Raw genomic sequence first — 15,516 nt, 5'->3', positions numbered from 1 at the left:
GTTGATTTATATGGCGCAAGAATCCGGAACCAGAAACAATGTCGCCAGAGGGGGAAGCGTCACCACCAGCGAGCAGTCATAACCATGGGTATGGTAATGCTCGGTATACAATGACTTGCTGTTAGCAACACCACTGCCACCAAAACACTGTCCATCGGAATTCAATACTTCTTTCCAGACTCCCTTGACAGGCACGCCGACCCGGTAATCCTGTCTTACTTCCGGTGTCATATTAGCGATCACCAGAACCGGAGAACCTGAAAAGCTTTTTCGTATAAATGCAAATACACTCTGTTGCTGATCGTCTGCGACGACCCAGGCAAAACCATTTTGATCATAGTCCGACTTGTACAGAGCAGGATAAGACTTATACAGGTGATTTAACTCTTTAACCAGCTGACTAAGCCCTTGACTGTAATTATTTTTATTAAGTAACTCCCAATCCAGCTGCCCCTCATGATCCCACTCTCTGACACTGCCGATCTCTGCCCCCATGAATAGGAGTTTTTTCCCGGGGTGTCCAAACATAAAGCCCAGATAAGCTCTCAGGTTGGCGTATTTTTGCCACTCATCTCCCGGCATTTTCCCCAGAAGACTGCCCTTGCCATGCACCACCTCGTCATGCGACAAAGCGAGAATAAAATGCTCGCTGTAGTGATAGGTCATGCTCTGCATTATTTCCCAGTGATTATGAGCACGATGGATCGGGTCTCGAGTCATATAGTCCAGAGTGTCGTGCATCCACCCCATATTCCATTTGTAACCAAAACCCAACCCGCCATCATAGGTAGGCATGGAGACCTTGGGCCAACTGGTAGACTCTTCAGCAATAGAAACCTGATCCGGATAATGCAGATACAGCGTTTCATTCAACTCCTTGAGAAATTGCACGGCTTCAATGTGTTCATTGCCCCCCAGTTGGTTTGGCTCCCACTCGCCTTCACTTCTGGAATAATCGAGATAGAGCATAGAAGCGACTGCATCAACCCGAACTCCATCAAGATGAAAACGATCCAGCCAGTACATGGCATTACTGATCAGAAATTCCTTAACTTCAGGCTTTCCATAGTCATAAATGTGGGTTTGCCAATCTGGATGCCAGCCTCTTTTAGGGTCAGCATATTCATACAGGGCAGCGCCATCAAAACGGCCAAGACCGTGAGAATCTGATGGAAAGTGGGCCGGCACCCAGTCAAGAATGACGCCAATACCTGCCTGATGACAGCTATCAATAAATGCCTTGAAGTCATCCGGATTACCAAAGCGACTGGTTGGCGCAAACAGACCAACCGGTTGATAACCCCATGACCCTGTGAATGGATGCTCCATGGGTGGCATCAGTTCAATGTGTGTAAAACCCATGTCGACAACATAAGGAATTAACTGCTCTGCCAGTGTTTTATACGTCAGGTTCTTGCCCTGCTCTTTACGCCAGGACCCCAGGTGCACTTCATAAATACTAACCGGTCTGTCGAGGCAAGCATGATGCTTCCAACGACTGTCTTCCCACTCATAATCAAGATGATCGTAAACAATGGAAGCATTACCCGGTGGTTGCTCGGCATAATAGCCGTAGGGGTCAGCTTTGTGAGGCAGCAAATCCCCCTGCTGGCTGCGAATCTCATACTTGTAGAGATCGCCGGCTTTTACCCCTGGAATGAACAGACGCCAGATACCATCGTCTGAGCTCGCCATAGGATGCATTCGACCATCCCAGCCATTAAAGCTACCCACCAGACTGACGCTACGGGCATTGGGAGCATACACCCTGAAAATCACCCCATCGATAGTCACCTTGGGCTCAGGATGCAACGAAACCAGATGCGCTCCCATATAACGATAGTTTCGGTAAGGTTCACGATGAAAATGACTCAGAGAATAAGACTGAAACTGGTAGGGGTCGACTAATGTATACGACTGGTGATCTTTATTGGTCACTACCAGTTGATACAGAAAGACAGAGCAGCACTCTGATAGTAAGAGTTCAAATAAACCAGGAGCAACCTGAACCATCTCACCAATGGCTTCACCCGATGTAAAGGTAATAACGCTGACATTGCTGGCATCAGGCCTCCAGACTCTCAGTAGTAGACCACTATTTCCAGTGCGCTCATGGCTGCCTTCAGGACGCTCATGAAACCCCAGGAGATTAAATGGTTCAGCACAACGGCAATCCAGCAGATGGCCGATCAGCGGTTCGACAGAATTAGGCATACAGGGAATGGCTTCTGTTTACTCAGTCTGAGGTAGTATAGGAGTCTGTTCAAAAATCGACAGACTCCCTGCCTGGAATCCATTGAAAGCAATGAACCACTCATGAGTAGTGATTCAGGCTTTACATTATTCCGCTAACGATCAACTCATATTCCAGATGGCCTTACCGTAGTCCTGTATAGAACGATCGGAAGAGAACTTACCCATTGAGGCAGAATTGGTAATGGCCATCTTCCACCAGAGTTCAGGCTTCTTCCAGGTTTCTGCAATCCTCTCATGAGCATCACTGTAGGCTTGATAGTCTGCCATTGTCAGAAAGTAATCACCCTGATCCAGCAGGGCTTCAACCAATGGTCTGAAGGCTTCCGGCTCTTCTGGGCATAGATCTCCAGAATCCAGCCAGTCAATAACACTGCGTAACTCTTCAGAACGGTTATAAATATCCCTTGGGTTGTAACCACGATGACGAAGCTCTGACACCTGCTCAACGGTGAGACCGAAGATAAAAATGTTATCGTCGCCTACTTCTTCCGCTATCTCGACATTGGCACCGTCCAGCGTACCTACTGTCAGGGCTCCGTTCAGAGCAAATTTCATGTTGCCGGTACCGGAAGCTTCAAAGCCCGCTGTAGAAATCTGTTCAGAGACATCCGCAGCAGGAATAATTTTCTCCGCCAGACTGACACGATAATTAGGCAGGAAAACCACTTTCAGCTTGTCTTTGATACGACGATCGTTATTGACCCGCTCAGCCACCCGGTTGATGGCATGAATAATGGTTTTCGCTACTTTGTAACCAGGAGCCGCCTTGGCACCAAAAATAAAGACCCGAGGAGGAACATCCAGATCAGGGTTATCTAATAATCGACGATACAGCGCCATGATGTGCAGCAAATTCATCTGCTGACGCTTGTACTCATGGAGTCGTTTGATCTGCACATCAAAAATGGCATCAGGACTCACGTCTACATCACAAAGTTCTTTGATGACGGCGGCCAGATGTTTTTTATTATCATGTTTGATGGCAGCAAACCGTTTCTGGAAGGCGGGATCATCAGCATAAGCCTTCATGGCACCCAGCTTGTAAAGGTCCTTGCGCCAATCTCCTTCAATCGTTTCATCGATCAGTGCGGCCAGTTCCGGGTTGCAGTAATCCAGCCAGCGCCTGGGGGTTACTCCATTGGTGACATTAATGATTTTCTCAGGCCACATATGATGAAACTCAGGAAACAGTTTTTCCTGAACCAGTCGTGAGTGCAGGGCTGCTACACCATTGACCTTATGACTGCCAACCACCGACAGGAACGCCATGCGAACCATTTGATCATCTCCAGGGCGATCCGGCTCTTCAATAATGGACAGGCGGCGTTTCATATGGTCATCACCCGGCCAGACAGCTTCTACCTCGGAATGCAGAAAGTGATAGTTGATCATATGAATGATCTGCATATGACGAGGTAACACTTTGGTGATCAGTTGCTGTGGCCATTCTTCCAGAGCTTCGGGTAACAAGGTATGATTGGTGTAGGCAAAAACCTCACGAGTCACTTCCAGAGCTCTGCTAAAAACAACGTTTTCTTCATCCATAAGCACGCGCATGAATTCGGCAACAGCAATGGCCGGGTGGGTATCATTCAGCTGAATGGCTACCTTATCTGCAATGTTTTTAAGACTCTCACTGTTTTCACGCTTGTAGCGCTCGATCAGGTCAGCCAGTGAGCAGGCAACAAAGAAGTATTGCTGAATCAGACGCAGCTCTTTACCTGCCGGATGGTTATCATTGGGATAGAGAACCTGACTGATGTTTTCTGCGCTGATTTCCTGGGAACGGGAATCCTGATAACGACCCGCATCAAAACTGTTGAGATCAAACCCGTGAGCAGCACGACTTTCCCAGAGGCGTAATGTATTCACAGTCCCGGTGCCATAACCGGTGACAGGAACATCCCAGGGCATTCCAAGAACTTCCTGAGTATCTTCCCAGACAGCTTTGCCAGCATGCTCTCTCACTAAACCGTACAGCTTAACGTGTTGTTTACGCTTGGCTCGCTCTATACCCCAGGGGAAACTGTCTTCACGCCAGCCATCCGGTGTTTCGACCTGTTTGCCACCGGCAAAGCTCTGGCGAAAGAGACCAAAACGATAGTTAATGCCATACCCCATGGCAGGCATATCCAGAGTTGTCATCGAGTCCATAAAGCAGGCTGCCAGTCTTCCCAGCCCCCCATTCCCCAGTGAAGGATCAGACTCATTTTCAAGAATATCTACCAGAGGCGTACCCAGTTTGGCCATGGCTTTTTCAGTTTCTTTGAAGATACCCAGATTGTGAAGATTATTCCCTAGCAGACGCCCCACCAGAAACTCGAGAGAGAGGTAATAAATACGACGGGCTTTGCCTTCACGCTCTTTCTTGCGAGTGGCACGAATACGTTGCAAATCAATCTCACGGACGACCAGACTGAGGGCTTCCCAATACTCTGCAGGTCCAGCTTCATCGAGCTCAACTCCCAGTGATTGCTGAAGATGCCTGACGACACTCTGAGCAATGTCCTCACTGTCCACAACGGGCATTGTATCGTTTTGTCCAGCCTTGTTTACGCTCATGTTTTCCACCTGCATTATTTACCATGAAAAATTTCTCGCCCTTCGAGGCAATAAATTATTTCAACCACTCATGGCTGTTTGGGTACCTATAGGGCACCTCATAAAAATGTCGCCATGACAGGTGCTTGCCATTCAATGGTGTAGCCTGGTTGGCACAACTTGTGTCTCAAGAAGAGCTGCAACAAATTGGCATTTTCCGCTCATGGCTGCTTGTTAACCAAACGTGACGGCATGACCCTTGGATAATTATACTTCTGATTTCCAGTCATTCCGGTTTAGTTGCAAATTATTCTTGGTCAGTCGCTCTATGAAAAGGAATTGTGACCTGTAAACGATTTCAAGGCTTATACGACACTATACGCTGGACAAGTGATAACCAAACACACGTGCATTGTATTTTTCAGACTACGCACCGCAAGAGAATCACTGAACAATCAAGCCTTAATAAAATTTTCCTTTCCAGCCCTTTCTTTTTTGAATGGTTCCTGCCCATTGAATAAAGCTAAAGTACGGCAAGGAGTCCTATGTGGACCTGCCGTCAGCCCAATGAAAGCCGGGATACACCTCAACATTTAATAATGACAAAACTCTGCCGTTTACTGACCACCCCCTGGCCATCGGGACCTGGACGAACAACAAAAACCGGTTCAATGACTACCTGATGAAGACCGATGAATTCCAGCTTGGATTCTTTGATTAAGTACCGATACACATGGAATCGAATATTTCTGGCAAATCACCAGGCTTCAGGGCAAGCCAGAGCTCATTCCTGAAGTCAAAGATCTGGAAAAAGGGACCTGCACCCTGCAATAATGATTCAGTCATATTAAAAAAGTACGACAAATAAACCGAGCAACCTTCGAGGTATTTCTGTGCGACTGGGGATAGATGTAGGCGGTACTAAAACAGAAATTGTCGTATTGTCCAACGACGGAGAAATCATTCACCGTAAACGGCAGCCAACACCAGGCAACTACCCTGATTTTATTGATAGCATTGAAGGGTTAATCAACACGGTTCAAACACACTATGGCCTAGCCAGTCATATTGGCCTATGCCTGCCGGGTGCCGTCAGCCCTGATACCGGCCGAATGAAAAATGCCAACACCCTGTATCTGAATGACCAGACAGTTTCCGAAGACCTTGAGCATCGACTGGGCATAACCGTCAAACTGGCTAACGATGCTGACGCCTTTACCTTATCGGAAGCCACCGATGGCGCTGCGGCCGGTGCCAGAAGCTGCTTTGGTGTCATTATCGGAACGGGCTGCGGCGGAGGACTGGTGTACAATGGCCAGCTGATTCAAGGGCCCAATGCCATTGCCGGTGAGTGGGGACACAATGTCTTGCCCTATTACCATGAAAACACCGATGGTCCGAACCAACCCTGTTACTGTGGTCGCCAAAACTGTATCGAAACCTTTACATCGGGCACGGGCATGACCAGGCGATTCCGTGAAAACTATGGTTATAGCACCAAAGAAATACCGGATGCACAGTCCGTCATGGCTAAAGTGGAAGAAGGGAACGAACAGGCCATCAACCATTTCAATCATTATGTTGATGCTTTGGCGCGTGCTCTTGCAGGTGTCATCAATATTTTTGATCCCGAAGTTATTGTCCTGGGAGGCGGCATGTCGAATATCCAGGTACTTTATTCTGAACTTCCAAACGCAGTTGCCAAGTATGTTTTCTCAGACCAACTCAACACTCGGATTGTACAGGCTCAACATGGGGACTCATCCGGTGTCAGGGGTGCCGCCTGGCTTTGAAAAAGCGGGATTAAAATGCTCGATATAAATAATAAAACCGTCATTCACCACCCCATTCAGGAATAAATCTCTTGGTACGTTGAGCCCAAAATAAAAATGATCGTCGACTGCCTCTCCGTGATGCCAATCACATGCTTCTCCATCCCATTAATCGTCAGTATATGGATACCATCAAAGCAGAAGAACACCCATCTACCCGTTGGGTTCTGGGCTGGCTTTTTCTTCATGTCCGGGAACGTTCGGCTCTGCTTTTTCAGTTCATAGCGGATTCGATGCTGAATAGCAGCATAGACCATCAAGCATAAAGTCATCACCATTAACAGGGCTTCAATCCGTTCCGGCTTCTTGAGATACAGTGAAGATACCAAAAAATCCGGACTCTTCAGGAAACGAAAGCCTCTTTCAACCTGTTGCTGTGATTTATACGTCTTCAGTAGTTCAGCTGCGTCTAGCCGAGCTGTATCCATATCGTTAGTGGCTAAGATAAAACAACCCAGCGATGCTTCAGCATCCCGGCGTGATTGCACAGTAACTGAGCAGAAGCCGGTCACATAATACTCATAGTGGTCGGGAGCTGTCCCTTCAGCGGGACGGCCTTTGGTTTTGTAGCAGGGGGTCTTGATGAGCCGAGATTCAGCCTGACAGAGTTCGGACTGTTTTTCCCATTTCCTGAAGGCCTCCATGGCGTCAGCTTCACACCGGAACGGCTTCTTGCTCAACTTTTCCAGCTCCTTGAATTCCTTCAGGGACTTTTTCTGCATACGCCTTGTCAGTGTCTTCTGTTCAGTTTTCTGGCTCTGCTTGTTTCGAAACAGAACCCAGCGTTGCACGACACCAGCGTAGTCAGACAGCGTCTCTACAGATTCGTAATATTCAAAGCCTTCGACGGCTTCCATGGAACGCGATGGCGCGCCCTGCACCAGCTCTTTGGCGGCACCAATGTTGAGAGGAACCCGGGTGATAAACCACTGGTTCTGCTCGTTGAGCTCCTGAATTGTGTCGGCCACGTACAATGCCGCATCACCTACAAAATAACGGGCGTTCAGTGCCGCTTTAAAGCTCTTCACATGCTGAGAAACGATTTTATTGAAACTGGTCTTATCCGTCACATTGCCGCTGGCCGCTTTCATAAATAGCGGGATACCTGCACGGTTTTCGGTGAGCAGGAGTAGTATGGCCTGATTCAAATCCGGTCGGTGATCCCGACTGTAACCTTTGCAAAGTCTGATGCAGTTAAGATCTTCGTCGTCCACTTCGTCACCACAGTTATAACGACCATCGACGTGGAAACCGGTGCCATCAAGGTTTAGTGCATCACAGGGTAGTTTGAGGTGCGTCACCACCTTGATAGCCAGCTCAAAAGAGACTTTACTGACATCCAGATCAAAGAGTTCATCCAGTGCTCTTCCCAGAACCTTGTCGTTTAAATGCTCTGGTTTAATCTCTTCCCTGATCAGTTTGTCGAGGGGCTTATTGTCGAAGAACTGGGGAAACATATGGAGGGATTGCCCTGTAAACCCAAGGCCGTTGATGATCATGGCGACAACAGCCTCGCCATGAGACACGTTCCATTCGTCGGACACCTTTGGGGCGCGCCTGTCTATATGCTCGGCGATCCCCAGCTCTTTACACATACCCGCCACCAAACCGAGGTGATCCATGACCTGAGTGCTGTACTGAATAGGAGGCATAATACGGCTTCCTGAAGTTGGCTTATCTGATAAATAGCAGATATAGGGAAAATATCAGGTTAGGTGGTGAATGTCGGATGTATAAAATTTCAGTTTTTATTCCGGAAAGCCATCTTGAAGCGGTAAAAACAGCCATGTTTGAAGCCGGGGCGGGACGCTACGACGGTTGTTATGACTGTTGCTGCTGGCAAACTGCCGGTACGGGGCAGTTTCGTCCGTTGCAGGACAGCACACCCTTTTTGGGACAACAGGGGTGTATTGAGCAGGTTAAAGAGTTCAGGGTTGAAATGATCTGTAAGCCTCAATTTCTCAAGGCTACCATTGCCGCCCTGAAGAAATCACACCCCTATGAAGTGCCTGCCTTTGAATACTGGCAAATAAATATTCAATAGCAGGTTTGGTTTCATCTAAGCCAGGTAGGTTGGGACGAGCGCAGCGAATCCCAACTTACTATGCCCCACAATAAATACAGAAGCATTTTCCTTGAATCGGGTGCAATTAAAAGTGTTCCTGATGCATTAATTCTATGATATTTCGTTTTTTTGCACTGAACATTTATGCGGGGTGGGAGCTTTGGAAATTGGAATTCCCACCTTGTTGGGAACACTTTTAATTGCACCCAAGCCATAGGGAGACGTTGTTAAGTTCGTCATAAATCGTATGATCCCTGAAGGGCAAATCCGGACTACACTTCTGAGTGCGTTTTTTGCGCATTTTAAAGCCCTTTGCTTTTCAGTTTTCCTACAGAATTCGACCTTTAGGAAATATAAACGCAGAAAAGCAGTAGGGCTTTATTGCTTTCTGTACCTGAAGCTCAGAGTGTGCGGTTGATTACGTTCTTGGATGAGAACTAGCTAAAGTCGATAGGCTCTGCAAAACACGGGGAGGTTGAGTCTGCATCTGTGGCACCCACACAGAGTGCAGGTGCCAGATAAGCATCATTGACTATAAAGCCAGCCATTAATTTCAGCCTGCATTTCTGGTGCTTCCTGCACGTCACTGCGCCAGTTGACAGGCTGTCGGCTCAGGGGATTGGTGCCATGTTGTTTCACCCAAGTGAGCAAGGCCTCTTTTTCAAAATATTGCCAATGATCACCCATTTCTACCTTGACAGGTTCCTTCATCAAATCATGTGTAATGGGGCAGAGATATGCGTTGGGTACATCTAGTATTGATAGTGCGATTAGTTTTAAGTTTTCTTTGCGCTGGTTTTCTCTCGCCATGGTTCCAGCAGCTACTGTACCAGCTGCATCGTAGAGTTGAGGTTTAAGATGGTTAAGTTGTAATGTAGACAGGAGATAAATAAGCCGATCAATCAAGTCTGCATTACTGGCGGCACGACTCTCTTTATACATTTCGAACAAATTGAAAATCACTTTGCGGGAGTCATGATGGTGATATGAGTTCAAACTCAAAAAAGTGCCCTCATCGATCTGAAGAGCCTCGGCAACTTGCTTGGCATGATTTTCGGCGCTGATAATGAAGGTGATAAAGGCTCTGTTGGCTTCAGCATGGTTTGAAAGAGTTTCGAGTGGCCAGTTTGGCGAACAGTTCCAGTGAAGGGGGAGAGTTCTAATAGCCACCTGATCGTTAAGGAATTGGAGGGCTTCATACAGGTGGGCTGTTTCATATCCCAATGAAATCAGCGTGTTGAGAAAAGAGAAATACTTATCGCCAATAAATAGGTTGTTCTGAAAAATTGATTTCATCGTATCATATGACACTCCAAGTGCCAGCCCAACCCAATACCAATTATGAGAAAGCTCCACCCCTTTCATGTTTTTAAGGCTGAGAGGCTCTGAATGTAAAGGAATACTGGTTTGCTGTATTGCTGCGTCGGTCAAATAAAGGGGGGCATGCTCAGGTAATGGCACACCTCTGATGTTTTGTAGCCATTCTATATTATTGACCAAATGACCGTTCCCACTTTGCTCTAACGCATAAACCAAGTTCTCCGGCGTTGCACGAAGATGACAGAAGGCATTCTCAAGAATTGTTTTAAGAGGTGAATAGCTTTTGAGCCATTCAGGGATTAGCGGTTTTGGAAGTCCTAAAGCTATTGCAAAAGCTTCCAGGTTATCTACATACCCAAGCTTATGTATGTTCACTTCTCTGTTATCAGGAACTGGCGCGCCAGTGAGCTGGCTGAAAAGTTTATGAGCATTATTAAGTTGAGATAAATTGGGGTTTGATAAAAGCTGGACAACTTCGTTGGCGGTAATGGTTTGCCTCTCTCTCAAGCAGTCTAATAGCAATCCCCGAAATTGGTCGGAGTTTTCACAAATATTACTAGCTAAAGCTGGGCATTTAAAGTGCATGGCAATGGCGCTAGGAGGGATGAAACCGGGAATGAAATAAACCAGATCTCTCAAGGTCATGGTCTGGGATAGGGCCAGGTGTCGATCATTTATGCACTCGAAGTCTGGCCCAGCGACAGAGATGTCTGAAGGTTGTAAATAGGGTTCTATCTCCTCTATGTTACGTCTCCACTTAAACCTTTCCAATGAGCCGATCAAACGCTTGTATGTCAGCCCGTTATTTTCCGCATGCCACAAGGAGTGCATCATGCTGTATCCACAATCGTTTCGATGGCTCCTTCTCAAATCCTGAAGTTCATCAAGGGATAAACCCAATTCAATAGCTATCTTGAAGTAGTCGGCTGAGTGGTCATAAAGTACTAAATAGGCGTCTCTGGCTGATATTTTATCATCTGGATTGGGTCTCATGGAGTAGAAGTCAGGCTGAGGGGGCTTGTATTGGATGCGCAGTTGCGAGGCTATACCCTTTGCCTGGACGGGGGATTGCAAAACTGCTACGGCCATAACCAAACGTTCTTTAGTCAAAAGCCCTAAATTAAGAGCTCTAGTGTACACCTCTATGGCAGACGACTGCTGATTAACAAAGTGAAAAGAGAGGCCCAGTAAAAAGCCTATCTCTCGGTAGATGTATTCTAGCGAAGTCAGAGCCAATACCTGTTCTACATTAAGCAGATGGTCCGTTTGAATATGAGGCGGCAGTCTTTTTGACTGGCAATCTACACAATCACAACGATAAGGGGCGCAGTCAGGATGTGGGCAGGATGGCCCGTCATGGCAGTGGTATGGCTGTGCTGGGTTTTGAGGTGAGCCATCATCCTGAGCAGTGAGTCTGTATGATAAAGGAAGGGTATATTGGTGTGATGCCTGCTGTGTACTGGATGAGTCTCTTCCATTGGTGGTTTGGGGGGCTGTATTTCCTTCTTCTCTTCTTTTTCTTTTTCCCAGAGGTGCCTGATAACCGGGTGCTGCTACTGGATTATTCCAGCCAAAAACGCCTGCCAGAGTTCGTGCCAGTTGATCTTCTGCAATAAAATCTCCATTTCCTTTGGTTATGTGTGAATCAGCTAACCAGTCTTGAGTGATTTCTGCCATGGATGCCAGAATGTTTCTCGTTCGCACCATGGCTGAGTGCTTACGCTGCTGTTTTTCGTATTGAAACCAGTTTGCCAGAGAGCCACCCAGCCAGAGGGTGTTGTCAAGCCTTTGTGCCAGCTGTTCCAGAAAATTATCATCATGGAGATGCTGTATCAGCCACTGCAAATCATCCCGATACAGGGCAACAGGCTCATCATTGCTGTCAATATCAACATAAACTAATGGGGTTTCCATGTTGCCAGAAAAAGGCAGCTGCCATTGCACCATTATCAAAAGGGCCATCAAGGTGTAAGTTAAACCCTGAGATTTTGATGATTGACCGGGTAATCCCGGAAAAGGTGGGTGGGGAGGGTGGGGTGGGAAAAGCATCGCTGCTCCCCCAAGTGCCAGTAAGGCCGGTATTGTTGGTGTTTGTCCCAGTCCATCCAGAGGCGGCATAAAAGCCTGGTGCCGGGAAGGAGGCGTTTTTTTTGTGCGTTCTTTTTGAGAAAGCCTCAGCATAATGGCTGAATGGCTGCCTGCCGCTATTCTGCCTGTCAGATAGCCATCTTCGGTGTTTAAAGCTAGATGATAAAGCCCTGTTTGACTGCGTATTCCTGAGCAGTCGGTACGTTCATATCTGGATGCCTGTAAAACGGCTGTGCCTGCTTGCTTGGTGGTTGCTTCCCAAACACCGGATGCCGTTTTTTGCCAGTTCAGCTCAGCCCCTTTTAATGTCACCGGAGCAGGCTTATCGCATACTCGAAGATGGTCGCCTGCTGTCCATTGAGCCAATATATAAGTGTTTTCAGCTAAGGCCGGTGCTAGTGGGGCCAACAATAATAGTGCGCCCAAAAAATAACGATGCATAATGACTACCCGTCATTCACCACCCCATTCAGGAATAAATCTCTTGGTACGTTGAGCCCAAAATAAAAATGATCGTCGACTGCCTCTCCGTGATGCCAATCACATGCTTCTCCATCCCATTAATCGTCAGTATATGGATACCATCAAAGCAGAAGAACACCCATCTACCCGTTGGGTTCTGGGCTGGCTTTTTCTTCATGTCCGGGAACGTTCGGCTCTGCTTTTTCAGTTCATAGCGGATTCGATGCTGAATAGCAGCATAGACCATCAAGCATAAAGTCATCACCATTAACAGGGCTTCAATCCGTTCCGGCTTCTTGAGATACAGTGAAGATACCAAAAAATCCGGACTCTTCAGGAAACGAAAGCCTCTTTCAACCTGTTGCTGTGATTTATACGTCTTCAGTAGTTCAGCTGCGTCTAGCCGAGCTGTATCCATATCGTTAGTGGCTAAGATAAAACAACCCAGCGATGCTTCAGCATCCCGGCGTGATTGCACAGTAACTGAGCAGAAGCCGGTCACATAATACTCAGAGTGGTCGGGAGCTGTCCCTTCAGCGGGACGGCCTTTGGTTTTGTAGCAGGGGGGTCTTGATGAGCCGAGATTCAGCCTGACAGAGTTCGGACTGTTTTTCCCATTTCCTGAAGGCCTCCATGGCGTCAGCTTCACACCGGAACGGCTTCTTGCTCAACTTTTCCAGCTCCTTGAATTCCTTCAGGGACTTTTTCTGCATACGCCTTGTCAGTGTCTTCTGTTCAGTTTTCTGGCTCTGCTTGTTTCGAAACAGAACCCAGCGTTGCACGACACCAGCGTAGTCAGACAGCGTCTCTACAGATTCGTAATATTCAAAGCCTTCGACGGCTTCCATGGAACGCGATGGCGCGCCCTGCACCAGCTCTTTGGCGGCACCAATGTTGAGAGGAACCCGGGTGATAAACCACTGGTTCTGCTCGTTGAGCTCCTGAATTGTGTCGGCCACGTACAATGCCGCATCACCTACAAAATAACGGGCGTTCAGTGCCGCTTTAAAGCTCTTCACATGCTGAGAAACGATTTTATTGAAACTGGTCTTATCCGTCACATTGCCGCTGGCCGCTTTCATAAATAGCGGGATACCTGCACGGTTTTCGGTGAGCAGGAGTAGTATGGCCTGATTCAAATCCGGTCGGTGATCCCGACTGTAACNGTGCCATCAAGGTTTAGTGCATCACAGGGTAGTTTGAGGTGCGTCACCACCTTGATAGCCAGCTCAAAAGAGACTTTACTGACATCCAGATCAAAGAGTTCATCCAGTGCTCTTCCCAGAACCTTGTCGTTTAAATGCTCTGGTTTAATCTCTTCCCTGATCAGTTTGTCGAGGGGCTTATTGTCGAAGAACTGGGGAAACATATGGAGGGATTGCCCTGTAAACCCAAGGCCGTTGATGATCATGGCGACAACAGCCTCGCCATGAGACACGTTCCATTCGTCGGACACCTTTGGGGCGCGCCTGTCTATATGCTCGGCGATCCCCAGCTCTTTACACATACCCGCCACCAAACCGAGGTGATCCATGACCTGAGTGCTGTACTGAATAGGAGGCATAATACGGCTTCCTGAAGTTGGCTTATCTGATAAATAGCAGATATAGGGAAAATATCAGGTTAGGTGGTGAATGTCGGATGTGCATTTGCTGGTTGAGTTTACGCCCAAAACCCCGTCTATTTCCAAACTGATAAACAGTTTAAAAGCTGTTTCGTCCAGAAGACTAAGGCAAGAGTTTTGTGATATTGCGGGTGCTTATCGAAAGCCTGTCTTATGGTCGAGATCATATTTTGCCGGAAGCTGCGGGGGCGCACCATTGGATGTAATTAAGGAGTATATCGAGAACCAAGATCAGCCCTGACGGGCTGACGAAATTCACCTCCCTGCTAGGTCGCAGGGAGCACTCTTTCGATTACAGGTAGACTGGGCGCACGCCTGCACTGTACCAGGTCATATCTTTTTTACTGGATTCATCAAATGAAGGCTTATTGTATGAAGTAAGGTACTGCATTTCGATGTTTTCACCGAGACTGATCACACCCTGATTCATGACTCTCACGAAAGCATTGCCATCCACATTGTTCGAATCAATTGCGGAGATACCCTGACCACTGGACCCCAAACCCGATGCTGTCATCGCGTCCGTTGCATATTGAACCGTAAACTTGTTGAAACCGCCAAAGAACTCCGACTGCGTATGTTCTGCAGTCAACATGTAGCCCTTGTCATCCAGATCACCTGTGGTGAACTTATTACCATTTTTGTCATAACCTTTGAAATCCTCAAAAGGATTACCCTGGCCATAATCCAGGCCTAGCGTCAAAGCTCCATTCTGATTGACTTTGATGTTTTCCAAACGAAAATCAAGAATATTCTGGTTTAGCGTCTGCTTTTTCAGATTGTCTTCAGTTCCTGCATCAGCAGCGGTATCATAATACTCAAACTCAGCACTGCTCTTGACCCAGGCCACACTGAAGTCAGCAAAACCAACATCAATATTCTCAATACCAGCACCGGGTCCAGAAATATTCCAATAGTAGAAATCAGTTATGTGGACATCTGGACGTTTATAATATCGTTTGCCTGCCCATAGGTTGCTTCAGGTGCAAAGCCCAGCACACCTTTCCCCTGAATATTAAACTCCCGGAAAGCTGGTTCGGTTTGCTCATAATCATTTGCCTGGTCAACACTGAAAGCAACGTTACTATCCACAATATCGCTATCCAAACCAAGAAGGCCTTCATTCCTCCCAGCTCGGCTCTGGCCGCCAAAGGTATGGGGCTGGGTGCAGTGACGGCCTTGATCATTGGTAGCGCTGGCGCCAGTCTTACGGAAGTGATCTTGCTGAAATCATTGTTCAAGAACAAAATGATCATTGCCTTCCTGGTCGTCATTCTGTCCATGACTGTAGGCGCGGGTTTCCTTTACCAGGCGATCTTCTAATCTCG

At 47.4% G+C, this 15,516-nt stretch carries 7 protein-coding genes and 3 pseudogenes; 4 read left to right on the top strand and 6 right to left on the bottom strand.

Features of this window, described 5'->3' with window-relative positions; translation table 11 throughout:
- Positions 1-6: 6 nt before the first annotated feature.
- Both glgB and GZ78_RS05260 read right to left on the bottom strand, forming a co-directional pair.
- Positions 7-2,214, bottom strand: a complete 2,208-nt coding sequence (gene glgB / locus GZ78_RS05265; protein WP_034833312.1) for a 1,4-alpha-glucan branching protein GlgB — start codon at positions 2,212-2,214, stop codon at positions 7-9.
- 141 nt (positions 2,215-2,355) lie between these two features.
- Positions 2,356-4,818 carry a glycogen/starch/alpha-glucan phosphorylase gene (locus GZ78_RS05260; protein WP_034833310.1) on the bottom strand — a complete coding sequence of 821 codons (2,463 nt, stop codon included), beginning with the start codon at positions 4,816-4,818 and terminating at the stop codon, positions 2,356-2,358.
- 872 nt (positions 4,819-5,690) lie between these two features.
- Between GZ78_RS05260 and GZ78_RS05255 the strand changes: the two genes are divergently transcribed.
- Positions 5,691-6,590, top strand: a complete 900-nt coding sequence (locus GZ78_RS05255) for an ROK family protein (protein WP_034833308.1) — start codon at positions 5,691-5,693, stop codon at positions 6,588-6,590.
- Between the two features lie 56 nt (positions 6,591-6,646).
- Here the strand turns inward: GZ78_RS05255 and GZ78_RS05250 are convergent, their stop codons facing one another.
- Complete coding sequence (locus tag GZ78_RS05250) at positions 6,647-8,281, bottom strand: IS1634 family transposase (RefSeq protein ID WP_034833306.1); 1,635 nt, start codon at positions 8,279-8,281, stop codon at positions 6,647-6,649.
- 77 nt (positions 8,282-8,358) lie between these two features.
- On the opposite strand from GZ78_RS05250, the gene GZ78_RS05245 reads away from it, so the two are divergent.
- Entirely contained in the window at positions 8,359-8,673 is a 315-nt protein-coding gene (locus tag GZ78_RS05245) for an NGG1p interacting factor 3 protein, NIF3 (protein ID WP_034833304.1), read from the top strand.
- A gap of 546 nt (positions 8,674-9,219) precedes the next feature.
- Here GZ78_RS05245 and GZ78_RS05240 read toward each other — a convergent pair.
- The gene (locus GZ78_RS05240) at positions 9,220-12,543 is read right to left on the bottom strand and encodes a U-box domain-containing protein (protein ID WP_034833302.1); all 3,324 of its coding nucleotides are present in this window, start codon (positions 12,541-12,543) and stop codon (positions 9,220-9,222) included.
- 28 nt (positions 12,544-12,571) lie between these two features.
- A pseudogene (locus GZ78_RS31115) lies at positions 12,572-14,128 on the bottom strand (IS1634 family transposase).
- 79 nt (positions 14,129-14,207) lie between these two features.
- Here GZ78_RS31115 and tnpA point away from each other — a divergent pair.
- Positions 14,208-14,429 (top strand): annotated as a pseudogene (gene tnpA / locus GZ78_RS05220) (IS200/IS605 family transposase); the annotation flags it as partial.
- A 51-nt stretch (positions 14,430-14,480) separates the two neighbouring features.
- On the opposite strand, the pseudogene GZ78_RS05215 reads toward tnpA, so the two are convergent.
- Positions 14,481-15,152, bottom strand: a pseudogene (locus tag GZ78_RS05215) (carbohydrate porin); the annotation flags it as partial.
- A 77-nt stretch (positions 15,153-15,229) separates the two neighbouring features.
- Between GZ78_RS05215 and GZ78_RS28130 the strand changes: the two are divergent.
- Positions 15,230-15,511: a hypothetical protein gene (locus GZ78_RS28130; protein WP_201772651.1), complete on the top strand. Its 282-nt coding sequence runs from the start codon at positions 15,230-15,232 to the stop codon at positions 15,509-15,511.
- The last annotated feature ends 5 nt before the right edge of the window (positions 15,512-15,516 follow it).

It is taken from the genome of Endozoicomonas numazuensis, from assembly GCF_000722635.1.
Lineage (GTDB): Bacteria > Pseudomonadota > Gammaproteobacteria > Pseudomonadales > Endozoicomonadaceae > Endozoicomonas_A > Endozoicomonas_A numazuensis.
This window is presented reverse-complemented; position numbering and strand designations above follow the sequence as displayed.